Raw genomic sequence first — 21,620 nt, forward strand, 5'->3', positions numbered from 1 at the left:
AGCACCCGAAACCGGGATCATCCTGAGTTGCGGTAGACGGTTAAAAGCCGTTAAACTGCTCATGCGGATTATTTCTCCATACTCGAAGAGTTGTTCGCCAAGGCGCCCGGAGCTGCACACTCGCGGGCGTCACTCTTTTCTGGAAGGCAATAAACTCGTGAAATCAGATTCAGAAACGTCATAAGCGTTACTCGGAACTGGTACGCTATTTCGTTCAGGCTGTCCCATTCCCCTTTATCAACTACACCATCATCGATGTATCGACGATATGCGTTAACCAGGTCACCAAGCCTGCCCACCAGCTCAGCCAGCTTTAAGCCAATCTCTTCGTTCTCGGTTTCTGGTGCCGCGCCGGGGATATGGATCCCGTTGTCTGTTTGACGAGAAAACGCATCAGCTATGTAGCTAACACCGGCGGCTTTCTGTAAAACCATCGCCCATCCCATAGGGAAGATCTGATCCCCGTCGACACGGAGGCGGTTAAACAATGCGTTTTCTGTTACCCCCAACCATTCCGCCGCTTCGGCGTAGCCACCAGGCAGGTCGGTAATCGTTTTTTTAATTGCGACCACCAGCCAAGCTGGCTGACGTTCGACTTTCCAAATAGGTTCGTTACCCACGGCTTGCCCCTTATTTCTGTGGTTTTCGTTAAGCAGCAGACTGGTTAATCTTTTGCGGACGGCTAATTTTTTTAATCAGCTCCGCTGAATATTTCCCGGAAGAAGCGACAGCGATCTGCTCTGCGTAATGGGTTTCTCCGGTGAAATCAGTGCGCGGGAGACAACCTTTTTCAATCCACTTATAGATCGCCCGTGGGCTGCATCCACATGCGGTTGATATAGATTGCACCCCTATTGCTTTGATTACTTCAGAGAGGCTGGGTAGCTTTTCTGTTTGCATAAACACCTCATTAAGTGAACTTAAAGTACATAATATGACGGAACTGATAGTTCATGCAAGTATGTCTATGATTGAACCTATGGTTCAAGAAGAAGAAGCGCGTAAACAGTTCTCCAAAAGGCTTGCGCAAGCCTGCGATAAAGCGGGGTTTCACTCTCATGGTCGTCAAGCTGAGATCGCGAAAAGAATGGGCCTCACACCAAAAGCCATAAGCAAATGGTTTAATGGAGAATCGATTCCCCGCAGGGGGCGACTGCAAGAGCTAGCTGCTCTTGTAGGGACTAGTTCCGCCTATTTACTTGGCGACACACAGGAAGACGGGATCCAGGAAGGATGCTTGAAGAACCGTAGCGACGTTTTTCGAATCGACGTTCTTGATATTTGTGTCAGCGCTGGGCCAGGTATTATTAATAGTGAATTTGTTGAGGTTTTGCGCTCAGTCGAGTACTCAATGGACGATGCACGCCGCATGTTTAATGGCAGAAATCCAGAGCAAATTAGAATTATCAACGTTCGAGGAGATAGCATGTCTGGAACGATTGAGCCTGGAGATCTTCTCTTCGTTGACATTAGTGTTCAACACTTCGACGGTGACGGAATCTATGCCTTCATTTACGACGATACCTCCCACGTTAAGCGTCTGCAAAAAATGAAAGATAAGCTGCTTGTCATATCCGATAACAAGACTTACCGCCCTTGGGAGCCGATCGAGAAAGACGAAATGAATAAAATTTTTGTTTTCGGAAAGATCATCGGCAGCATGCCCCAGACCTATCGAAAACACGGATAACCCCCAACTCCGTCAAATCCCTCCAAACAGCCATTGGTTTGAACATAAATCCCAATGGCTAAAATTAAATTACCTTTAAGTTCATAACGTTGCTTCAGCGTGAACTTTTCACATAAAAATAATGAACTTTAAGTACTTTACTAAATTGAACTCATGGTACATATTAGTCCCATAAACAGCGAACAGGCAGGATGCCCACGAAGTAGCCGCCGGTGGCGTATGAATAACCGGATGATTCGCTGACAGGTGTCTTCGGGAGGGGTTGCGAAGCTGGCTTGACCACCAGCAACAGAAACTCAGCCACGATACGGAGCCGTTAACCCACGGCGTGGAGTGTAAATACCATAGGGGTTGTAGCTGGTTGGTCGCCAGCGCCCCGCCCAAAGATACCTACCACCGCGCCTGATGTGGTTAAAAGCAGGCCAAAGCAATAACAAGTAACTCCCTGTTCTGGCGGCCCGGTGTTTTCCCGTTTGTCCGGTAACCGCCAGCCTTTTTCAGGGCACAACAGAAAAGGGCATCACCGGGCGACGGGCTCATAACCCAATCCACCCGGGCAAGAGGATGGCGGTTGCAGTCGCCTACAAATGCAGGTGCCCTTCTCTGTTGTGTATGGAGAAAGTTCGGCGGTTGCAGCCGCCTTAACGAGGGTAAAACCATGAGTAATGACCGCATGACCGTAGTGCCAGATTTTCTTGGCGAACTGGATGCCGGCGTGTTCATGAACAAAATCGCGGCAGCACTTAATACCACCGCGCTTGGGGTTCTGAACAACGGCAACAAAGGTAAAGTAGTCCTCACATTTGATTTTGAGCGCATGGGTAATTCCGTTGAAGAGAAGCGCGTCAAGATCAAGCACAAGCTGAACTACAGCACCCCAACACCACGTGGTAAAGCCTCCGAAGAGGACACAACCGAAACCCCGATGTGGGTCAACAAAGGCGGGAAGCTCACCATCCTGCAGGAAGATCAGGGTCAGCTGTTCGGGATCACTGGCGCGGTGGATGGAAAGCTTAAAGCGGCTCAGTGATCCGCAACAACAAACTCACTGATACCACTTTGATCATCAGTTAATAAGGAATTTTTATGTCCCAGTTAGACAGCGGTACCTTCAAGCAAGTCAAAGACCTGGTTCTTTCCGGTTATCACCTGAATGATATTCATGGCCTGGCTTGTCCGACCGCATTACTGCCAGAGGGTACTGGCATTGAAAGCCTCGAGCGCTTTTCTCTGGAACGTTTCCGCTTTCGCGGCGCAATGACCACAACCAGTATTGACGACTTCGCACGTTATTCTAAAGGCTATGCCAGCGAAAGTGAGCCAGCTCGTTGCTTCATTGACGCTGATAACATGACCGCCCGTTCAGTGTTCAACATCGGCACCCTGGATAATCCCGGTCACGCCGATAACGTTGCTTCAATCACCCTGAAGAAAACCGCCCCGTTCCGCGCGTTACTGCAGATCGATGGCCAACGTCTGAAGCAAAAACAAATCGCTGAATGGCTGGAAGACTGGAGCGATTACTTGCTGGCGTTTGATGCTGATGGCAAAACGATGCAGATTTCCCAGGCGGCTCAGGCTGTGCGTCGTATCACTATTCAGCAAGCAACACAGCAGGACCATGAAACTGGTGATTTCGCTGGTAAAAAATCGCTGATGCAAAGCGTTGAAGCAAGCAGCAAAGACGTAATGCCTGTGGCTTTCGAGTTCAAATGTGTGCCGTATGAAGGTCTGGGCGAACGCCGCTTTAACTTGCGTAACAGCCTGCTGACCAGCGATGAACCTTGCTTTGTTCTGCGCATCGTCCAACTTGAAGCCCAGGAAGAAGCGATCGCCAACGAATTCCGCGACTTGCTGATCAGCAAGTTCGAAGGTGAATCAGTGGAAACTTTCATCGGTAACTTTAAAGCCTAATTGCTCTGCATTAAATCCCCGGTGCCACGGGGATTTATTGAAGCGTAATTCCATTAAATATCGCCACCCGGCGAGGGATTCGTGCAACCAAAATCTGCGCGGTGCAGCGCGCCAATATGGAGAAAACCATGAGCTACATTCAGACATTGTCCGGTAAAAAATTTAACTACCTGACCGCCACAATCGACGATATCGATGTTGAGGATATCGCAACTGCTCTTTCCAACATCTGTCGATTCGCTGGGCATCTCCCAGAGTTCTACAGTGTGGCCCAGCACTCTGTGCTTGTAAGCCAGATTGTGCCGCCAGAGTTCGCCTTTGAAGCGCTGATGCACGACGCTGCGGAGGCATATTGCCAGGATATTCCTGCCCCGCTCAAAGCCCTGTTACCTGACTACCAACGCATGGAAACTTATGTTGATGGTCTTATCCGCTTTAAATTCGGTATCCAGCTTGAGCAAGCTACCGTCGTGAAATATGCCGATCTAACCATGTTAGCCACCGAGCGCCGTGATCTGGAAATCGATGACGGTTCGAAGTGGGAAATTCTCGAAGGTATTCCCTGCTCTGATCTCATTCAGGTTATCCCTCTTCGTCCTGGTCAAGCCTATGGCCTGTTCATGAATCGCTTTAACGAACTGGTGGAGCTGCGCCAATGCGCCGCATGAAGGTAAAAGAACTCGTAGCGGTGGCTTTTGCCTCCGTTGCTGAATTGCCACCAAAGCATGCACCGCTTATGCGCGAAGTCGCCACCAGACTGGAAGCTACGTTCGCAGCATTAAAAGAGTCTCTGGTGCAACTGGAACAGGAACGTAAAGGTAAAACGCCATGACCGTATTTGAATATCTCCAGGCTCATCCGAATACCACCAGCGGTGAAATCGCCAAAGGTATGAACAAAACGACGCCCGCGGTCGCTGGCGCATTATCGCAACTCTATGGCACCGGCCGGATCGTGAAGTCTGGTGTTCGCAAGGGCATTCCAACATACCGTGTTAACGATATGCCGTTTGGGTGTAGTAACAGCCTAACCACGATGTTTAACCAGCTATTAAATAGAGCCAGACAGGGAGCAGCACAATGAGCAAATCCCTTAACACACGTTGCATCCGTCGCTGGAGCGTCGAATTTAAAGGCCGCTGCGACTCGAAGCACAGCCCATACTGGCGCAAGCGCGACCTGCGCGGTTACATCCGTGAAGCGGCACTGACTACAGCTTATTGCATGGTCGAGCGTATGGCAGAGGATAATGCGATGGTTGATTTTCAGGGGGCTAACCGAGGGTGGTCGCCGGAGTTCTCTACCTGGTATCACGAACGCCGCGAACAGTATCTCAAAGAGGCGCGTGACTATCTGAACGAAGACGCCACCAATGACGAGATCGACGAGGAAATACAGAACGAGCTGGAGGCCTGGAATGACTAACTCACTCAACAAACAGGATTTAGACGACGCACTGGACTTTGATCTTTTCGAAGGTGATTTCGGTACGCCATGCGATACAGAACTATCGAACAAAATCGTTACCTCTCGAGGTGAATACAAATGCCACATTTGCGCTGGCGTAATTTTAAAGGATGAAATTCACCGTAGTACGGCGTGGAAATTCGACGGCGAACTTATGTCCTATCGCTGCTGCAACGAATGCTGCGTGGCGATGGTGAAAAGCGTCAATGGTGAATACGAAGAAGAAGACCCAATAGAAGCGCGCTACGCGCTGGGCTATCAACGTAGGGGGTGGGCAGCATGACAACTAACAACCACCCGGCGCACGGTCCTGTATCACTCGATCGCCTGCACCAGATGCGCGAACACCTTCAGCATGATACGCAGTACTCAAACGGCGGGAACAGAGCTTACTTTCTCGCTGATATGTTGAAGGTAGTAGATGAGGTGTTGGCAGGTAGGAACGCCGAGCCGGTAGCAGATGTTGTTGCCTGGTACAAAGAAGGTGAAGAAAGAACCTGTGATATTCGCTGGCGTCGTTTCGATGTTGCGCCAGGTCCCCTCTATGCTGTCCCACCTAAGCCAGCCAACAATAATTTATAATTTTGTAATCCCGGGTGCAGCTGGGCTGTATGGAGAATCTGTCATGGCAAAACTTATGAAGGCGAGTCAGTGGGGTAAACGCGAATTTACCAAAGACTCGATCCCGGATAATCGGACCATTAAACGTTGGGTTGAAAACGGACTTCTCACAGGCAAAATCGTAGACGGATCTGTTTGGGTCTGCGAGTCTGAAAAATGGGGGGTCGACTCAATGGTTAATCATACGGTTCACCAGCTTATCAGTGAGGGTTAACCATGGCAGCCAGGCCAAGAAAAAGAGAATACCGCCATCTACCCGAATATCTAATATTCGATAAAGATCGCGGCGTTTATAAATTTACGCTTATAACTGGGAAAAAAAAGAATATTGGTAAAGACAGGGCTGTAGCGATCGCTATAGCCCGTGAATACAACCTCAGAATGAGGCCTACAAATGTACCATCAGTAGAAATACTTGTCCGTGAATCTGGCGGTGTAACGGGGGAAGCAAAACCATTCGCTGAACACGTAGATCATATTATGGAGCGGGCGATTGAGAATGAGCGCCCTTCACAGAATACACTCGACGATTGGAACAACGATGCTCTGAGGGTGAAAGAATTCTTCATCAGCATACCAGCTTGCGATATTGAACTGGAGCATGTGAACGCCTATATAAACCACTACCATGCCGAAGCATCAGCAAACGTACAAAACAGGAAAGTCAGCTTTCTAAAAAAATTATTTTCCTATGCGGTCGATGAATCGCTAATGTTCGATAACCCGGCAACCCGTAAAAAAATGCGTAGGACAGAAGATAAGAAACGCCAGCGTCTCTCACTTGAAAACTTTAAAGCTATCAGGCGCGCAGCCGAACCATGGTTACGGACCGCGATGGATTTGGCATTGCAGACTACACACGCACGATTGGAAGTTTCACGGATCCGGTATTCCATAAAAGAGCCCAAAGACGGCATCTGCGGGTGCGTATGGTTAGCACAACCAGAAAACGGTATTTATGGGACGCTATACATCCATAGGCAGAAAGTACAAAAAAAAGAGGAATCACACGTTGCAATACCGATTGGTGAAGAGTTGAAACGGATAATTGACGATAGCCGCGATAATGTGGCCAGTCCGTTTGTCGTTCACAGAATCCCAGAACGGCAGGTTAAACGCAGTAAAGAGGTTTCACACCCTACTCAAGTTGCACCGGACTATTTGAGTCGGTCATTTTCAGCTACGCGTGACAAGCTAGGTTTATGTGACCACCTACCGATGGACGAAAGACCAACCTTTCACGAAATTAGAGCGCTGGCAGCGCATCTTTTCGATCAGCAGGGCATCGATCCGCAAGGACGAATGGCACATAGCGATGCGAAATCAACTAAAATTTACACGCAAAACCATATCGACTGGGTTGTCGTCCCACATGGAGAAATTAAAGCCAGTTGCTAAGTATCACCATTACAAATGAATTTAACGACTTCATTAAGTGATACCTATTTTCACAAAACCTTCATGTAATAGTATTACATATGGCCATCCCAAAAGATGGCCAATTATAACAAAGCAGCAATAAATTTATTTTTTAGAAATGCTGATTGTTGGCAGAAAATGTACTCACTAATTGATTAGCTTTTTCTTGAGACATAAAGCAAGCATAAAATAACTTCATTTTTTCCGCGTCATCATCATCGTCATCAGCAGCTATAGCCCAACTTAATCCTTCTTTTTTGCTTAATGCTTCAAAATCATGGATTAGCATTATATCACGCAAAAATCCGTAAATATTATTATCAGGATAGTATTTCATTGATGCTTCGACATAATTTGAAGGTAAGGCATCAGCAATTGCCTTAAAATCATTCAACCCTGAGCATTTTAACTCTTCAATAATTTCTTTTGAGCTTTCCCCGCCCCAATCTTTTACCTCATACAATTCAAGTCCAATATTTTTTGTTATCTCCTGAACAAATTTATAAAGATTTATCGAGTTAATCTCCTGTTGAAACAACTGATTTAAGTCATTATTCGCAATTGAATCTTTATACTCTTCAATAGATTTTACAATATCTGAAAATCCCTCATCAGCGATCTCAAGCATGCCTGAAAAAAGATTAATCTTCCTTTGTATCTGTAGTGGTAGATTGGCACCTAGTTTATAATTTCTATCGTGTGTTAATTCTGCCCAAGCATGCTGTAACATTGTCCTAACTTGAATCTCACAGGTTAGACCTGAAATATACTCATACTCTTTAAGTAAAGTTCTGTCTTCACCTATATCACATACATAATGTACAGATCTATATCCAATTTTATCCGATGAAAGTCTACTTTCATTGCTCATACTATTACTTTCGTCAATATTGAAAGTGGATTTAATAATATCACTCACTTTAGCTATATCTGATTCAAGATAAAGTATAACCCTTACTCCAGAAATATCCGTTAGTTCTTCAGTAGGTTTTTTATAATTTTTTCTATTAACTTTTTCGAGTATTCCTTCTTTAGTTTTCGTCCTGTAACTCACTGAAAGATAGTCTATTTTATTTTGCTGCAATAAGTTCTCAATTATAAAGGCAATATGCTTACCTAAAAGTTTAAACTTAGGTAAGCTAGAATCAATCCATTCATTAAAATCAGTTTCTTTCATATTTTAACCTTTATTTAGAAATATATATAAACTCTTTCATACTACTAAACATATTCTAGATTTCAATATCAAATCAGCTAAACCGTTTATGAAAAGTACTATAACTATAAATTATTCGATTGACAATCGATGTATTGTACAAAGTTAAATTCGAGTTAAAATACTACATACTTCTTGTTGTTTTTATCTTTCCGACACGACAAGGAGACCCTACTCACCAAATCGGCTGACCACATTAAGTTTACTGCTAATCATTACAAAACTAACATATTTAATCTGGTCTATATTATCTAAACAACATGGGGAGAAACTACTACCTAAGTCATTGATGTATATAGAGCAGATTTTGCTTAAAAAGCACTGTTTGTTTATACATACACATAGTATCTACGACTAGCAACGGTGCGGCTTCCAGCGTTTTATAGTCGGTGTCATGGGGTGTCGGGGGTCGGAGGTTCAAATCCTCTCGTGCCGACCAATCAAATTTTATGAACAAGTCATCAAAACTCGTTCATAGCCCCCCTAAAGCAGCGAGTTGCAAAACTCGCTGCTTTTTGTTGCCTATAGCCATATCAAACGCTCATTATTTCCAGTTGATGTAAGAGCATCCCTCAACTGTTGGGGTGTATCTGAGAAAAATTTTGGAAGAGCCTTTCTTAAGAGAGTTCTTTGATGTCTGCATCATCGTCCTCCCTCGTGCATACGAGAAAAATGAAGGGTGATACTGCGTTACATACCTGACAAATAAATTAGTGTCTGCACTCCCTTAAATTCGCTAAACAAGAGTCAACATAAAGCAATCGTCCACGTTTTATCATAACGCGTCCCTCTTTAGCTAGTCTTGCTAATATACTCATCACCAACGAACGAGATAATGTTGTTCGCGTAATAATATATTTGCTGAGCACGACTCTTTTTTTTATTTCTGAAGGTAATTTTTCATACTCTAAAATTGATAAGCAAACACGCTGATAGGTGGTCTTATTGAGCGTCTTGCTATCACGATGAATCGCTAAAGCGAGCATGTGGACAAGATTAATGGCTACTGCTTTCCACAACTTTTTCTCCTCCACTTTTTCACGCACAACATCAACATCAACCAAAACTATTTCTGCATCCGTCTCAGCCTTCAGATAGATACTGTCAACATCCGTAACTAACCCCAACAAACCGAAAATGGACTGCGGGGACTGATAAGCTATAAACAGATTGTCCTGCATATGATAGATTGAAAAAAATCCAGATATTAATAATACAACGGAACGTCCCGGCTGAGAAAACCTGATAATCTCTTCTCGTTTAATCTTTTTTGTTACCCCAAACAAAGATAACTCACCGATAAGAGAACTGACTTGAGATGCATACAGCAAATGAAATTCATCAGTGAAATGTGGCATAACCACCTCCAGATAATGGAAATAATAACGCTAGTACATTAGTCATTTAGATAAAGAGTCGATATAACAGTGGCTATAAGTGATATTCTGTAGAGAGCAAAGCCTGATTCCAGCAATCCGTCAGAGTTATTATATTGCTGGTTGGGTCATAAGCCCGAATAGCATTCATAGCGCAATGACGAAAAAAATCGGCTCGATGAAAAAAAAGCCACCCGTCATCCCCTGCAACTAATCCAGACAATGATATCTCTGCAGGAAAGAAACCCGGAAGGCGTTCACTTGTTGTTATCAGTACAGGCACATGGTCTGGAATATCGGCTGCAGCATACAGCGCCTGACATAGCGGTGTCATATTATTTGATGGTAGATAACATATGTTATCTATATTCTTATGGTGTACTCCAGTTTGAAACACGCAGTTAATAATCGAAGAAAATATATCTTCACTATTCATAGCGACGGTGTTAATACATAATAAAATAGGCTTCATTATCTTATAGACTCACATTGATTAATAAAGTTACGTACCAGATCTCGAGTAACATCTTTTGGTTCTTTAACGCTTAAAACGTGCGCCCCCGAAGCTTTCGCAGCCATAATACCGTGTGGATTATCCTCGACAATGACACACTCCGCGGGTGTAATCCCTAAAATCTGAAAGGCTTTGTTGTAAATTTCCGGATCAGGCTTTCCGCAGGTAACATCTTCATTTGACAGAAAAAAACTCAGATAGGGTAAAAGCTGGGCTCTCCTCATCATTGTTTCAATACTGTCGCGAATAGAATTAGACGCAACAGCCACCTGATAACCCTGACGCCTAAGCCAGGCTAACGTGAGCTGGTGTTCAAACACTGGCCAGCAATGTTGATGAATCAATTGCATGGTATAACGCTGTTTCATCTCATTAATAAAAGGATGCAATGACTCAGGTAACCCATAACGTTTTGTCAGCAAAGTCAGTTTATCTTTAGTCGGTAAACCATCAAATTCAAGCAGATGATCCTGATGGTTAATCGCCACCCCAAACATCGCTAAAATCTGGTTCAATGCCTGGTAATGCCAATCCCTGGCATCAATTAGCACCCCATCCATGTCAAACACTACGGCGCGAATCTGTGTCATTTTAATAATGCCTCTGCTTGCTCAGGGAAATCGGTACACAACATCATGTTAGGGTGACTGAGCAATTCTTCAGGCAATGATCTCAGACTTTTCCAAAAATATTCATGATCACGTTGATGTAGTTCTGGTGAAACAAAACTCACGCTCTTTCCTGACGCCAGCCATCTTTTAATAAGAACAATTTCGACTTTATTAGAGCTAAAACCATCCACCCATAAAACCGACGCACGCTGGCTCAGTTCTCCTTCAGGTTCATATTCACTAAGACGCGCAGCGGTGATCATATTTGCTGAAAAATAGTCCATAGAGTCCGGCACAGACATATCAAAACAGAAATAACGTGTGATCTGATACCGGGCCAGCAAAAATTTCAATTCATTCGCCAAGCCATCAGCCTTCATATTTAAAGCCAGTGTGCCTGAACAGCTATTATTCACATAATCTTTAAATAACGTTTCCAGAGGCAATACCCCTCGTCGGGGCATATCATGGCTGATCACCAGCTCTCCGTCTAAGTCACGAATATCTGTCTCAATTCCCCATCCTGACTTAAGCGCATACACTAACGCTCCGCGGGAGTTTTTTTCTGTGGATGTGAGCCAGGCCCCTCGATGAGCCAAAATTTGCATGTGAATATCCTTAATCTCTTTATAACGTTGAGTAATATTTCAAAGCGTCAGATAAGGAGCCATCATGTAGCAGATATCCCTTCTCAAGGACCAGACCCCGCTGACATACTGCACGTAATTGCTCAACATCATGACTGACTAACACTAAGGTTCCCCCTTCCTGCTGGAAGCTTTTTACCTTCTCAAGACAACGTTTTTGGAACTGCATATCCCCTACGGCCAGCGCTTCATCAATAACTAAAATATCGCAGTCCAAATGGATACCAACCGAAAATGCGAGACGTAAAAACATCCCCGAAGAATATGTTCTCACTGGTTGATAAAGTGCATCATTAATATCTGCGAATTCGACAATCTCTTTGATTTTTTTTTGCGTTTCCGATTTACGCATACCTAAAATTGCCCCTGCCAAGAAAATGTTCTCCTGGCCACTCAGGTCATGATGAAATCCAGCACCAACCTCCAAAAGAGAGGCCAGACGTCCGCGAACAAAAATGCGTCCTGACGAAGGGCGAGTCACTCGCGTCAGGAGTTTTAACAAGGTTGATTTACCTGAACCATTTCGTCCCAGGACACCTAAAGACTCACCCTGCACCAGATTAAAGCTGACGCTGGTTAACGCATTACAATACTCATGCTCGTTATTGCGCTGGAACGCCAGTGCCGTACGCAGCGAGTTTCCTTGTAGCTGATGTCGGAGATAACATTTACTGACATTTTCGAATCTGATCATTCTCTGTCCACAATTAATGCTTCATAGTGATTAAAACAAAAATAACCCGCCAGAATGATTAATCCGCACCCCGAAAAACTGATAATCAACAAGATAAAGGAAGGACAAGCCCCGCCAAGTAAGACATAACGAAAAAGAGAAATAATACCGCTCAGTGGGTTCAATACTGTCAGAAAGTAAAAACGTTCAGGCAATAAACCAGGCGTCCAGACAACAGGTGTTGCGTAAAACAAACACTGAGTTAACAGGGGGATAATATGGCGAAAATCGCGAAAACGAGTTCTCAGTATCGCCATCAAACACCCTACTCCCCACCCGGTTAGCACCATCACCCCACTACAAATAAACAATAATGGCAATTGATAGACAGACCAGTCAGTCCCTAAAAAAGGGAGCAAACAAATTAACCAGAACATAGTAATGAGAAAATCAATACTGTTAACACCTATGCAAGAAAATGTCAGTGCAACCCGCGGGAAATACACTTTCTTAACCAATTGTATATTATTAATAAGAGATTCGGATACGGCATTAAGCGTGGAGGCAAACAGCATCCATAAAATCAACCCACATAACAGCACCCAGCTATAAGATACTTGATATTCTGGTGGTGAAAACCGTACCATCACCCCAAAAATAGCGTAATACATTGCCATATTCATGGCTGGATTTAAAAAAGCCCATAACCATCCCAACAGAGTCTGGCTATAGCGAACGGATAAATCACGTATAATTAGTTGTACAATCAGGTGCCTCGACTGCCAGACCTCATATATCGTCGCTCTCCTGTTTACATCAGAAATAAAGCCATTAACGAGACTCATCTATTCGCTCCGATGAATAAAGACAGATAAGACTACGCGACGTATTGCTTCGCAGCAAAGCAACCTTGCACGTATAATATATCCCCAACGCCATACCCGTGTTATAAGATAACTGACAAGCGCTCGAGGAGTAAATGCCTTCACTCCATTATAGCGTTTATATAAACGTAACCATCGTGAATAAGAATATACACTGAAGGCACCTCGCCATTTATATTTTCGCTGAAACTTAGGCCAACGCAACCCAAGGTGTTCAGGATTATAAGCGATAAAATTTGCCAGAAAATATTGTTCCGAAAGAGATATTAATTGTTCCGAGCGCTGGGAATTGCCATCAAAAACAGACTTACCCGTAACTTTTTTAATGGCATGAACCCACAGCCATTGCTCAGGTACATAACGCCATGCGCACCACAGGCCCCCAGGAAATATAGTGGGCATGAAGAGATCTTGAGTGGCTAGTGGTGAATTAAAAAATACTTTAATATCTTCCGTGCGTCCTGCAAGAAAAATATCACCCGGATGAAACAGAAAAGGTAGGCTCCCTCTGGCATCACGAGCGATCCAACTGGCAGTAATAACGCGCTGAGAAAATACACTAAACGTATTATCACGAATGAAGCCATCATCCGCAGCAACATGCTGTTCCAGTAACCTCACAATAGATCGATCGGTGAGATAACAGTCAGTACGTAGCTTAATTACCAGTTCCCGGGTTGCAGCATTCAACCCCGCGCGAGTAGAAACTAGCTGGCGATTAACATTTGTCAAATGCTTACCTGCTGACTCCCAGCCGATAATGGGACCAGGATCGTCACTGAGAACCAACGTAATATCCATATGTGATAACAAGTCGGCGAGAAACTCGTTCCCGGCATCAGCCATATCCCAGGATGAAACAATAATTTCAGCTAAAGGAAATGTATCCCGCACTCGTTGCAGCTGCCATAAAAACTGCTCAAGAGTTTGTTCTTTAGTTTGCACTGGCCCCTGAATAACGAGGCTTAGTTGTTTCATTACATTTTCCTGAATAAGCGGGATACAAATTGTACGGCTCTATTTTGAATAAAAAACCCATTGCCATAGGCTATTATTTTCAAAACACTTAAGAGGAGCAGCCGACGCAATGGTAATGGTGTATCAGAAACAAAATTCAACCAGTTTACCCACGCAGCATACCGATGAGAGATCATTTCGCCTGTGAGAATGAGATCCACTTGCTGTGTATTGCGCGCGACCGCATTGATATAATGGAGACACATTGGCCAAATCTTTTCTGGTGCTTCCTGCATCCCATTCTGATAAATAATGAAAACCAGCGGATATGTAGGCCCGGCTTCCGTCATTTCTCTGGTTTCAACTATCCGGTCATCACACAGTGTAATCCAGACAGTACAAGTATCATTAATGCCAGATAATGATGACAGCGCTTCGCTATTTCCTTCTGCCCATGAATGTACGGTGGTAAGCGGTGCATTCAGTACATTAATTTGTGTCATACAACACCTCTGTGATTGCGTAAGATACGCCAGAGCTGCAGTAACGATATAGGGAAAGCCGTATGTCGACTAAAGAACTTCAACCAGACTGCGGCAATGAATGTTCCTATAAATTTATTGATCCCTGTTTTTTCTTGAGTTTTATCGGGCATAATGAAAGGTGAAGAGAAAAAATTATTAAATAACTGGCGCGTCAGGCTAATATGCTTAAGGAAAAAAAGCTTTTTATCCGCGACACTTGCTGCACTATTCAGTACAAACTGAAATGATTCTCTCGAGACCGGATCATAAGATTCACATAAAACCTCCTTGAACCAATCTTCTACCAGATGTTTGGTATTACCTTGCGTTTGCCACAATAATTTTGCTATCAGACAAAAGCGACGCACTCCAGTTAAGGGACGATGTTGTATCTGACGAACCAGAATATCGCTTCCCGTATAGCGTTGAGCAAAAGCCGCGAGACGCTTTATCCCTTCCTGATGAGTAATATCCAGTGCAGGTTTGCGTGTAAACCCCCACCATTCCATTGGAGATCGTTCTTGTCTGATACAACCATTTTTCACCACTCCAGATAGCACGCCATATCCATGCATTATGCTGCGATAGCGCTGCGATTCTGTCAGTGAATAAGGATTTACACGAGAAGGTATACCAGCTACTGCCGCTTGAATTCCCTGCTCTACGTCCTCAAACTCCCCCCAGAACAGGTTCTCATTCTGTGGCAAGCAATGCCAAGCGCTTCGCTTACACAAATAGAGGCTGCCAGTCAGATAATCATGACCAAAATGAGAGCGAACGGGATGTTGCGCAGCCATTTTCATCGGGTTAAATTCTTTAATTTCTGTGCGACGTAAACGCTCAGCTTTTATTAAAGCCTCAGGTACTGACGATATCGTACCAAAGTCGGAATAACGACGCGGTGTAGCCTGCCACTGATCAGCAAACCAGAATGACTGAAAACCAACGAAGGGATAATTATCACCAAAACGCTTGATTGCGTCTTTGAAGTTAACGGGCAACAGAACACGATCGTGAAGAATACATAAATTAGGTAAAGTAGCCGCTTTTACCAGCATATTTTTCTTTTTGGTAATATGTATTGGATATTCGGGTAATGCTTCACCAATAATTTTCACTTCACTAAAATAGCTAAAGTCTTCAGGTACCTGACCACAAAGAATGATCTCTTGTTGCTCCACCCCCAAAGAGAGAATCCGTTCCACACAAGCATTTAACATGTCTGCATCAGTGCCACCAACCGGAATACAGAAACTCCAGGCATCCAGACCACGATCATTTTCGGCTGGTAATAGACTCTTTTTTTGGAAACAACGAATACCCGGGATTGCTGATGTGATCTCAACGAATCTATTTTTATAATAGGACCTGGAGAGTAATTCCCCTACGCCTTCCGATTCAAGTAAATAGAGACAACCACCCACAGGAATAAGATGTGCAGTATCCCATAGTAACTGAGCCGCCAATGGGGAAAAATCCCAGTGTGAACAAACAACATTAGCGCTAGTGATGTCTAAAAAGCGATCTACTGCTGTCAGTTTATGTACTGGAGCACTCTTAACCCGCGCAAATGTAATGACGGTTGTATTCTCAGGAAGTCGGGAAAAACAGCGTTCAGGATCCTGCAATACCCGGCATACAGGCCAACGTAATCCTCTCCGGTGTACGCAGGCAATAAGTCTCATACCGTTGCCTCACATTTCTCCAGGGCATTTTTCAGGGCCTTACTCTTCATAAATTGCGCAAGATCTTCAGGTGTACCCAGACCATGCATCCCTTTCCCATTGCAGCCAATATTATAAGTACCGATACGGAATAACCCTTCACGATACATATGGGTATACACAGGGGCGACATAAAATTCCCCCTGGCTGCGTTCGTTGCGTGCAACCATCGATCGTGCCAGACGGCAGAAATCACGGCCAGAGCGAAAATTATAGATGCCAACAGTCGCCTCACTGGAAACAACTTCTTTTTCGACGACCTGAGATACCCACCCTTCTTCATCATAATTAACATACGACCAACGAGAATCAGTTGCCGACATTGTCATAATAAAGCCATCGAGGTCGCGGCGTTCGATTTCTGCTAAATAGTCGTCAATATTGATATTTACCCACTGATCGGAATTGGCAATCATCAAAGGGGAACTGTTATCAATTAACGCTGCGGCACTCAAAACAGAGCAAAGTGCGCCATCAGTAATATCAGCGACGCTGATAACCAGAGAGTCTGGAGCCAGACTTTCCAGACGCGCAGCAAAATCATAGCGTTCCAGATGTGCTTGCTGACAAATGAAAATAAACCGGTGTGGGCAGCTCGGGCGTAAATTATTAATAACCAGTTCAATCATCGGCACACCGGCAATGGAGATGAAGGGTTTTGGATCGGTAAAACCCACCTGCGCAAACCGGCTTCCACGACCTGCCATTGGAATCACAATATTCAGCATCACATTAACTCTCAAAATATTTGTCATTAAGCGCACCGGGATGTTTTATTACCACGGTAATACACGCTTCCAGAGCCTCGAATGCACTGGCGGTTCCCGGTGCCAGAGTGATAATATCGCCTGCGTTCAGTTCCCTGTCAGCCATCCGTGCTCGTCCCTGTAGCAGCAATGTTATTTCTGTAGCAATCCGGTGGACATGCGCCTTTTCAACCACTCCAGCAGGAAAATGTTTTACAGCAACTTCAACATCATTCGTCGAATAAGCAGCAGGTGTAAATGCACCAATAAACCAGCCGCCAACCATTTCATCCAGATGAGTAATTTGCACCGCTGATACGGGTTGTAGCGCTTTGGACTCATTCATTATTGTGGTTTCCCTTGCATTACAGCTGTTGTACATGAAAAGCGAGTATCCTGTGGAAAACTCAAACAACCACGATAATTCCAGTATTGCGCTTGTGGTGAATTATTAAAATACAAGGCAATTTTTCTCATTGAGTCCATCATGTTTGAATCGTTATGCCACTTCAGCCACTCTCCGGCCTGAGACTGAAACTGTATAAGTAACGAGACATCAGAATTAATATTGAAAAGCGCCAGGTCGCTAGCTGCCCGATCAAACAACAAATGGTCTGCCTGTGCATAATCATTACCAGAAACGGCCAATAATGAAGGATCGCTTAACCAAAAATCCTCTGCCTGACGCAGTTGTTTAGCAGACTGCAGTGCGGTCACCATAAATAGGGTGCCTGACAGACAGAGAACATAACTTGCTGCCTGTATTCCCAGGCGTAATGGAAATGAAGGTTGCCAGCGTTTCTCACTGTTTTTGATCGTCACTGGAAGTGCCAGCCACAGCAATATAACCAATAACACGCAATGTACAGCAGATAAATACAAGGGATACTCCGTCATAATATGTAGCAACAGAGGTAATAGTAATGCCCCACGCGAGCAGACATTACGTGCTTTAATTGCCCGAAACGGCGCAATCACAAGAGACAACCAAAGTAAGATCCCTGCTAATGCCAGTATTCCGCCTTCGCACCAGACATAAATTAATTCGTTATGTGGGTAACGAACCGTCACAGTAAAAGGATTGGTTATTCCCTCACTGGCCAAAGCCTTGGGGAAAGCAGTTTCAAAAGAAGAAAGTCCGCTCCCCTTAAAAATATGCGAATAAATCAGCGCCATCCCGCCTTTGAGTAAAGTGAAACGTTCAGCATCAGAATGCTGGCGATTCCAGTCTGTTCTCAAGTCGATATCACGAGGACGCTCGTCGTGGTTTGTCCCCGTTAAATTCCCCATAGCGGTATCTAGTGTTTGCGGTAACAGCTTGACGCGTTGATTGAGAGTTGCCTCACCCACGAATGACCCCAGCAAAATCACCACCAAAACCGCAAGGATAAAAGGCTTCTTGCGATTAAAAATGCACATCAAAACACCACCTGCTATGGCACTGAGCAGCGCTGAACGGGACTGCGTAATAATGACACCGGCACACAACAGCACAGAACACAGCATGGATGCTTTACGCAAACCTGGCGTCAGTCCTGAAGACATAAGCCACAGTGCACACAGGAAAGCGGTTGCTAAAAAAGAACCTAACAGATTGATTTGCAGAAAGGTGCCTGCAGGACGGCCATTTTGACCGGCAAAGGAATACTCCGTCCAGGCAGCAGCATTTTCCGGTGCCAGAATTTGCCAACAGGAAATCCCTGTTTGAATAATCCCTGCTGCAATAATAATCATATAAATACACTGACGTTCGCGTCCCCGCAGGGGAAACTGTAAAAGTAGCCCCATTAGCAGAGCCATTGCCCAGATCCCCCCCAGACGGGTAAGTGATTCTCCCCATGAACTCATTGGTGTCCATGCCAGTGGTACACTCATCAGGATCGCGCCCGCGAGCAGAAGTACCAAAGGCAGACTCCCCTTAATATTCTTACGCCATAGCAGAATTGAAAGAGCAGCTCCCCACAGAGCTACCCAGATCCAGACCAGAATATTGAGCGTGATATCCATTCCGTATCCAGAGAGCGTTTTCCATGGCCATGATAAAATTCCGACAAAAAGAATAAATAGCATCAGTAGGGAAAATTTTACAATCGTGCGAGAGTTCATACTGGCTCACAGTAATAAAAAACAATATTAATAAATAATAAAGATGCGACAGCCCTATATGCTACAGGATATCCGCACCCGCAAACAGAATCTATATAATCATCAGGCCATGATATAAAAAGACAATTATTAACATTTAAGAAACAAATAGAGTTAATATGGTTCCATTATCAATACGCTGCTTCCATAATAAATACCAGTGGCGCTAATATCAGATATTCGGCTAATTACTGGCAGGTCATTATTCCCAGCCTTTAGAGAAATAGGAATATTACGAGTGCTATTAAGCGCCTTATTATCAACAGAAATAAATGCTCTGCCAGATGGAGTTAAATTAATCGACTCAGATTCATAGCCACCAGTATCCGTATTCATCAGGTTAAAAGTCACCTGCATATCGGCAGTACAACTCACTCGAAGATTTGCCGTTTTATCAGCTATGTTGTTATCTTCAGCATCTTCCAACGTAGCTACCCCGTGATCGAATACCAGTTCTGGCGTTACTATCTTACACCACTCTTGTGCAGGCGGTACGCCCACACACCCTGCAGGCGCTTTAATCGCAGACGAGCCCATATTCGGGTCTAAAGACGGAGTAAAGAAATAGCCTATACAATCCTGGCCCGGTTTTAACGGTTCGGATACCGACGGTGAAATAAACGTAGTGATACCTTGTTGACTATTGTATGCTTCCAACGCTGATTCGCTGTAACTTTTGCTACTCGATGTTCTTACATAACCCGGCATCACTAATGTCTGAGGGTTACCATCATAGATATATTTTGGATGCTTCATTGCCAAAGTTGCATACATATAGCCCGCAGGCGGTATCGCATCAATCGCAGGGTCCGGGTAATTAATTAAATGCTGAGTAATATGGTAAACTATATGCTCAGCGTCCTGTGTATCAGTAGTGATAGAACTTATCACCGGGTATTGGCTTGCCGTCGCTGAAGAGATAATTAACAACAGGCTGGATAGTAAATAGCGCATTTAAACCTCGACGATAATATTTATTGGTAACCCAGAACAAAGGTGGCTGTCGCCGAAAATTCACCGACAACAAGGGCTTTATTAGCCATCGCTGTCGGCGTAGCCTGGACAAACGCCTGAAAATTTAAATCGTTATTTCCCGGTATCAGGTTAGCGTAGGGACTCGCCGTACTCAAAGGCAGTAATGTCCCATCATAGCCTTCAATACCAATCGCAATACCCTTTGCCGTACTGGCAGGATCTATCGCCAGCAAACCCGGTAACTCTGTTTCTTCTGTTCCCTGAAACGTAACGCTGACCGTCGACAATACAGACGGATCGCAATCTGCCAAATGAATCGTAAACGCACTGCTATCAGTACGCTCGTGCGCGTAGAGATCTTTATCCACCACGGTCCCGAAATTAAGCGGAATATTGTCACTACCGTCAGGCAGCGTACATGGTTCCGAAACCAGCGCCCCCGAAAGATGGACATTGCCATCAGCATAGAGCGGATTGTATTTCAACAGTAAAAGCACACTGAACAGAAGAATATTGAGCTTCATGGCTTACCTATATGTAATCCGTGCGTAGAGTCATGAAAGCTTCGAAGGCGCCCTCCTCCAGCGTAATAGCGGGATCTTTAACCGGAGCGACACTGATAACCGGCGGGGATGTGGGATCGTCGACAGCAATTGGTTGGGCAAAAGTAACTGGTTGCGTGCCGATCATCACCTTGATGCCAAGCCCGTTTTTGTCAGTTGCAACTGCCGACGGATCAAAAATGGTTGGACTCGTCGTCTCGATAACGATCGCCAACTGGTTAGCCACATAATCCTCGTCACAGTCCACCGTATAATCAACAGTCTTGGTATAATTCACGCCGTCAATTTTATTGACCCCCAGATCCTCACCAAAATCAACTTCTACCTTTGCGCCCTTACTGATGGTACAAGGGGGCATCACCAGGGTCCCGCTGAAAAACATATTAGGGCCAGCGGCCTGAGCCATTCCCCAGGGCTGGAGAACAAAGAATAATAAGAGTAACAGAGAAGATTTCATGGGTAGTCTACCGTCATTGTTGCTGATGCGCTGAATTGGCCTGTAGGCAGGTGTGAACCAGGTTCCTGAATCAACAATGCTGACAGAACAGGCTGGCTACCTGCAGTAAACGGCAGACTCTTGTTAAGCGGAAAATCTGCACCATCATGTTTTAGCTTAATCGCCAGTTCTGGAATTGATGTTTCGAGGCTTCCGCCATACTGATCGAAATCAACAATTGTCCCTGATATTTCCATGCTTAAATTGCTCGTGGAGCCAGCATTACTGCAGTCCAAGGTGTAAGTAATATCTTTCGTTACCAGACCAGCAGAGACATCTGTTGTAATAACATTATCACCGAAATCAACATTAATCTGCTGGTTGCCATTAATTTCACAAGGTTCTGATATTAATGCACCAGTAAAGTGTACATTATTATCAGCATTCACCACACCGCCCCTTGCACAAAGCGCTATACCGAACAGCCAAATATTTATTTTCACTTATCGCCTACATTTA

The 21,620-nt window shown here is 44.6% G+C and carries 29 protein-coding genes; 11 read left to right on the top strand and 18 right to left on the bottom strand.

What is annotated here, in order from left to right:
* Window positions 1-68 precede the first annotated feature (68 nt).
* A complete protein-coding gene (locus AACS05_RS15725; protein ID WP_045445262.1) occupies window positions 69-620 on the bottom strand; it encodes a YmfL family putative regulatory protein in 552 nt (183 codons plus the stop codon).
* Window positions 621-648: 28 nt separating this feature from the next.
* Window positions 649-900, bottom strand: coding sequence for a hypothetical protein (locus AACS05_RS15730; RefSeq protein WP_045445265.1), 252 nt, complete (start codon window positions 898-900; stop codon window positions 649-651).
* A 67-nt stretch (window positions 901-967) separates the two neighbouring features.
* Between AACS05_RS15730 and AACS05_RS15735 the strand changes: the two genes are divergently transcribed.
* From AACS05_RS15735 to AACS05_RS15785, 11 genes are all read left to right on the top strand, one after another.
* The gene (locus tag AACS05_RS15735; protein ID WP_045445268.1) at window positions 968-1,690 is read left to right on the top strand and encodes an XRE family transcriptional regulator; all 723 of its coding nucleotides are present in this window, start codon (window positions 968-970) and stop codon (window positions 1,688-1,690) included.
* Window positions 1,691-2,348: 658 nt separating this feature from the next.
* Window positions 2,349-2,720, top strand: a complete 372-nt coding sequence (locus AACS05_RS15740; protein WP_001515608.1) for a hypothetical protein — start codon at window positions 2,349-2,351, stop codon at window positions 2,718-2,720.
* Between the two features lie 56 nt (window positions 2,721-2,776).
* Window positions 2,777-3,604, top strand: a complete 828-nt coding sequence (locus AACS05_RS15745) for a YfdQ family protein (RefSeq protein ID WP_045445274.1) — start codon at window positions 2,777-2,779, stop codon at window positions 3,602-3,604.
* A 128-nt stretch (window positions 3,605-3,732) separates the two neighbouring features.
* Window positions 3,733-4,272, top strand: a complete 540-nt coding sequence (locus AACS05_RS15750; protein ID WP_045445277.1) for a hypothetical protein — start codon at window positions 3,733-3,735, stop codon at window positions 4,270-4,272.
* Window positions 4,260-4,436: a hypothetical protein gene (locus AACS05_RS15755; protein WP_190284565.1), complete on the top strand. Its 177-nt coding sequence runs from the start codon at window positions 4,260-4,262 to the stop codon at window positions 4,434-4,436. Before AACS05_RS15750 ends, AACS05_RS15755 begins: the two co-directional genes overlap by 13 nt.
* A complete protein-coding gene (locus AACS05_RS15760; protein ID WP_045445280.1) occupies window positions 4,433-4,687 on the top strand; it encodes a hypothetical protein in 255 nt (84 codons plus the stop codon). The genes AACS05_RS15755 and AACS05_RS15760 overlap by 4 nt, the downstream gene beginning before the upstream one ends.
* A complete protein-coding gene (locus AACS05_RS15765; RefSeq protein ID WP_045445282.1) occupies window positions 4,684-5,028 on the top strand; it encodes a hypothetical protein in 345 nt (114 codons plus the stop codon). Before AACS05_RS15760 ends, AACS05_RS15765 begins: the two co-directional genes overlap by 4 nt.
* The gene (locus AACS05_RS15770) at window positions 5,021-5,353 is read left to right on the top strand and encodes a hypothetical protein (RefSeq protein WP_045445285.1); all 333 of its coding nucleotides are present in this window, start codon (window positions 5,021-5,023) and stop codon (window positions 5,351-5,353) included. The genes AACS05_RS15765 and AACS05_RS15770 overlap by 8 nt, the downstream gene beginning before the upstream one ends.
* Complete coding sequence (locus tag AACS05_RS15775; protein ID WP_045445289.1) at window positions 5,350-5,652, top strand: hypothetical protein; 303 nt, start codon at window positions 5,350-5,352, stop codon at window positions 5,650-5,652. Before AACS05_RS15770 ends, AACS05_RS15775 begins: the two co-directional genes overlap by 4 nt.
* Before the next feature lie 43 nt (window positions 5,653-5,695).
* Window positions 5,696-5,905 carry a hypothetical protein gene (locus AACS05_RS15780; protein ID WP_045445292.1) on the top strand — a complete coding sequence of 70 codons (210 nt, stop codon included), beginning with the start codon at window positions 5,696-5,698 and terminating at the stop codon, window positions 5,903-5,905.
* A 2-nt stretch (window positions 5,906-5,907) separates the two neighbouring features.
* Complete coding sequence (locus AACS05_RS15785) at window positions 5,908-7,089, top strand: phage integrase Arm DNA-binding domain-containing protein (protein ID WP_045445295.1); 1,182 nt, start codon at window positions 5,908-5,910, stop codon at window positions 7,087-7,089.
* A 133-nt stretch (window positions 7,090-7,222) separates the two neighbouring features.
* On the opposite strand, the gene AACS05_RS15790 is transcribed toward AACS05_RS15785, so the two are convergent.
* The 16 genes from AACS05_RS15790 to AACS05_RS15865 all read right to left on the bottom strand — a co-directional run bounded on the left by AACS05_RS15790 (window position 7,223) and on the right by AACS05_RS15865 (window position 21,604).
* Window positions 7,223-8,287, bottom strand: coding sequence for a GTP pyrophosphokinase (locus AACS05_RS15790; protein WP_052369289.1), 1,065 nt, complete (start codon window positions 8,285-8,287; stop codon window positions 7,223-7,225).
* A gap of 749 nt (window positions 8,288-9,036) precedes the next feature.
* Window positions 9,037-9,684, bottom strand: coding sequence for a helix-turn-helix domain-containing protein (locus AACS05_RS15795; protein ID WP_045445298.1), 648 nt, complete (start codon window positions 9,682-9,684; stop codon window positions 9,037-9,039).
* Window positions 9,685-10,173: 489 nt separating this feature from the next.
* On the bottom strand, window positions 10,174-10,806 hold the full coding sequence (locus AACS05_RS15800) for an HAD family hydrolase (protein ID WP_045445301.1): 633 nt from the start codon (window positions 10,804-10,806) through the stop codon (window positions 10,174-10,176).
* Window positions 10,803-11,435: a hypothetical protein gene (locus AACS05_RS15805; RefSeq protein ID WP_045445304.1), complete on the bottom strand. Its 633-nt coding sequence runs from the start codon at window positions 11,433-11,435 to the stop codon at window positions 10,803-10,805. The genes AACS05_RS15800 and AACS05_RS15805 overlap by 4 nt, the downstream gene beginning before the upstream one ends.
* Window positions 11,436-11,454: 19 nt before the next feature.
* Entirely contained in the window at window positions 11,455-12,168 is a 714-nt protein-coding gene (locus AACS05_RS15810) for an ABC transporter ATP-binding protein (protein WP_045445307.1), read from the bottom strand.
* Entirely contained in the window at window positions 12,165-12,992 is an 828-nt protein-coding gene (locus tag AACS05_RS15815; RefSeq protein WP_071828992.1) for an ABC transporter permease, read from the bottom strand. The genes AACS05_RS15810 and AACS05_RS15815 overlap by 4 nt, the downstream gene beginning before the upstream one ends.
* Entirely contained in the window at window positions 12,993-14,009 is a 1,017-nt protein-coding gene (locus AACS05_RS15820; RefSeq protein ID WP_071828994.1) for a WavE lipopolysaccharide synthesis family protein, read from the bottom strand. It abuts the gene before it with no gap.
* Window positions 14,009-14,491 carry a hypothetical protein gene (locus AACS05_RS15825; RefSeq protein WP_045445312.1) on the bottom strand — a complete coding sequence of 161 codons (483 nt, stop codon included), beginning with the start codon at window positions 14,489-14,491 and terminating at the stop codon, window positions 14,009-14,011. The genes AACS05_RS15820 and AACS05_RS15825 overlap by 1 nt, the downstream gene beginning before the upstream one ends.
* The gene (locus AACS05_RS15830; protein ID WP_045445314.1) at window positions 14,488-16,197 is read right to left on the bottom strand and encodes a hypothetical protein; all 1,710 of its coding nucleotides are present in this window, start codon (window positions 16,195-16,197) and stop codon (window positions 14,488-14,490) included. The genes AACS05_RS15825 and AACS05_RS15830 overlap by 4 nt, the downstream gene beginning before the upstream one ends.
* Complete coding sequence (locus AACS05_RS15835) at window positions 16,194-16,991, bottom strand: glycosyltransferase family 2 protein (protein WP_223307005.1); 798 nt, start codon at window positions 16,989-16,991, stop codon at window positions 16,194-16,196. The genes AACS05_RS15830 and AACS05_RS15835 overlap by 4 nt, the downstream gene beginning before the upstream one ends.
* Entirely contained in the window at window positions 16,969-17,328 is a 360-nt protein-coding gene (locus tag AACS05_RS15840) for a cupin domain-containing protein (RefSeq protein WP_136345345.1), read from the bottom strand. The genes AACS05_RS15835 and AACS05_RS15840 overlap by 23 nt, the downstream gene beginning before the upstream one ends.
* Window positions 17,328-18,989: an O-antigen ligase family protein gene (locus AACS05_RS15845; RefSeq protein WP_052369291.1), complete on the bottom strand. Its 1,662-nt coding sequence runs from the start codon at window positions 18,987-18,989 to the stop codon at window positions 17,328-17,330. Before AACS05_RS15845 ends, AACS05_RS15840 begins: the two co-directional genes overlap by 1 nt.
* 252 nt (window positions 18,990-19,241) lie before the next feature.
* Entirely contained in the window at window positions 19,242-20,081 is an 840-nt protein-coding gene (locus tag AACS05_RS15850; RefSeq protein ID WP_045445321.1) for a hypothetical protein, read from the bottom strand.
* Between the two features lie 20 nt (window positions 20,082-20,101).
* Window positions 20,102-20,626, bottom strand: coding sequence for a fimbrial protein (locus AACS05_RS15855; RefSeq protein WP_045445324.1), 525 nt, complete (start codon window positions 20,624-20,626; stop codon window positions 20,102-20,104).
* 7 nt (window positions 20,627-20,633) lie between these two features.
* A complete protein-coding gene (locus tag AACS05_RS15860) occupies window positions 20,634-21,122 on the bottom strand; it encodes a fimbrial protein (RefSeq protein ID WP_045445327.1) in 489 nt (162 codons plus the stop codon).
* Window positions 21,119-21,604 carry a fimbrial protein gene (locus AACS05_RS15865; protein WP_144243077.1) on the bottom strand — a complete coding sequence of 162 codons (486 nt, stop codon included), beginning with the start codon at window positions 21,602-21,604 and terminating at the stop codon, window positions 21,119-21,121. The genes AACS05_RS15860 and AACS05_RS15865 overlap by 4 nt, the downstream gene beginning before the upstream one ends.
* Between the last annotated feature and the right edge of the window lie 16 nt (window positions 21,605-21,620).

It is taken from the genome of Citrobacter sp. S-77 (genome assembly GCF_963864895.1).
Lineage (GTDB): Bacteria > Pseudomonadota > Gammaproteobacteria > Enterobacterales > Enterobacteriaceae > Citrobacter > Citrobacter murliniae.

Excerpts from the sequence above, each read along its gene's own strand:
- AACS05_RS15730 (WP_045445265.1), bottom strand. The coding sequence starts at position 900 with ATGCAAACAGAAAAGCTACCCAGCCTCTCTGAAGTAATCAAAGCAATA.
- AACS05_RS15735 (WP_045445268.1), top strand. The coding sequence starts at position 968 with ATGATTGAACCTATGGTTCAAGAAGAAGAAGCGCGTAAACAGTTCTCC.
- AACS05_RS15740 (WP_001515608.1), top strand. The coding sequence starts at position 2,349 with ATGAGTAATGACCGCATGACCGTAGTGCCAGATTTTCTTGGCGAACTG.
- AACS05_RS15745 (WP_045445274.1), top strand. The coding sequence starts at position 2,777 with ATGTCCCAGTTAGACAGCGGTACCTTCAAGCAAGTCAAAGACCTGGTT.
- AACS05_RS15750 (WP_045445277.1), top strand. The coding sequence starts at position 3,733 with ATGAGCTACATTCAGACATTGTCCGGTAAAAAATTTAACTACCTGACC.
- AACS05_RS15755 (WP_190284565.1), top strand. The coding sequence starts at position 4,260 with ATGCGCCGCATGAAGGTAAAAGAACTCGTAGCGGTGGCTTTTGCCTCC.
- AACS05_RS15760 (WP_045445280.1), top strand. The coding sequence starts at position 4,433 with ATGACCGTATTTGAATATCTCCAGGCTCATCCGAATACCACCAGCGGT.
- AACS05_RS15765 (WP_045445282.1), top strand. The coding sequence starts at position 4,684 with ATGAGCAAATCCCTTAACACACGTTGCATCCGTCGCTGGAGCGTCGAA.
- AACS05_RS15770 (WP_045445285.1), top strand. The coding sequence starts at position 5,021 with ATGACTAACTCACTCAACAAACAGGATTTAGACGACGCACTGGACTTT.
- AACS05_RS15775 (WP_045445289.1), top strand. The coding sequence starts at position 5,350 with ATGACAACTAACAACCACCCGGCGCACGGTCCTGTATCACTCGATCGC.
- AACS05_RS15780 (WP_045445292.1), top strand. The coding sequence starts at position 5,696 with ATGGCAAAACTTATGAAGGCGAGTCAGTGGGGTAAACGCGAATTTACC.
- AACS05_RS15785 (WP_045445295.1), top strand. The coding sequence starts at position 5,908 with ATGGCAGCCAGGCCAAGAAAAAGAGAATACCGCCATCTACCCGAATAT.
- AACS05_RS15790 (WP_052369289.1), bottom strand. The coding sequence starts at position 8,287 with ATGAAAGAAACTGATTTTAATGAATGGATTGATTCTAGCTTACCTAAG.
- AACS05_RS15795 (WP_045445298.1), bottom strand. The coding sequence starts at position 9,684 with ATGCCACATTTCACTGATGAATTTCATTTGCTGTATGCATCTCAAGTC.
- AACS05_RS15800 (WP_045445301.1), bottom strand. The coding sequence starts at position 10,806 with ATGACACAGATTCGCGCCGTAGTGTTTGACATGGATGGGGTGCTAATT.
- AACS05_RS15805 (WP_045445304.1), bottom strand. The coding sequence starts at position 11,435 with ATGCAAATTTTGGCTCATCGAGGGGCCTGGCTCACATCCACAGAAAAA.
- AACS05_RS15810 (WP_045445307.1), bottom strand. The coding sequence starts at position 12,168 with ATGATCAGATTCGAAAATGTCAGTAAATGTTATCTCCGACATCAGCTA.
- AACS05_RS15815 (WP_071828992.1), bottom strand. The coding sequence starts at position 12,992 with ATGAGTCTCGTTAATGGCTTTATTTCTGATGTAAACAGGAGAGCGACG.
- AACS05_RS15820 (WP_071828994.1), bottom strand. The coding sequence starts at position 14,009 with ATGAAACAACTAAGCCTCGTTATTCAGGGGCCAGTGCAAACTAAAGAA.
- AACS05_RS15825 (WP_045445312.1), bottom strand. The coding sequence starts at position 14,491 with ATGACACAAATTAATGTACTGAATGCACCGCTTACCACCGTACATTCA.
- AACS05_RS15830 (WP_045445314.1), bottom strand. The coding sequence starts at position 16,197 with ATGAGACTTATTGCCTGCGTACACCGGAGAGGATTACGTTGGCCTGTA.
- AACS05_RS15835 (WP_223307005.1), bottom strand. The coding sequence starts at position 16,991 with ATGACAAATATTTTGAGAGTTAATGTGATGCTGAATATTGTGATTCCA.
- AACS05_RS15840 (WP_136345345.1), bottom strand. The coding sequence starts at position 17,328 with ATGAATGAGTCCAAAGCGCTACAACCCGTATCAGCGGTGCAAATTACT.
- AACS05_RS15845 (WP_052369291.1), bottom strand. The coding sequence starts at position 18,989 with ATGGATATCACGCTCAATATTCTGGTCTGGATCTGGGTAGCTCTGTGG.
- AACS05_RS15850 (WP_045445321.1), bottom strand. The coding sequence starts at position 20,081 with ATGCGCTATTTACTATCCAGCCTGTTGTTAATTATCTCTTCAGCGACG.
- AACS05_RS15855 (WP_045445324.1), bottom strand. The coding sequence starts at position 20,626 with ATGAAGCTCAATATTCTTCTGTTCAGTGTGCTTTTACTGTTGAAATAC.
- AACS05_RS15860 (WP_045445327.1), bottom strand. The coding sequence starts at position 21,122 with ATGAAATCTTCTCTGTTACTCTTATTATTCTTTGTTCTCCAGCCCTGG.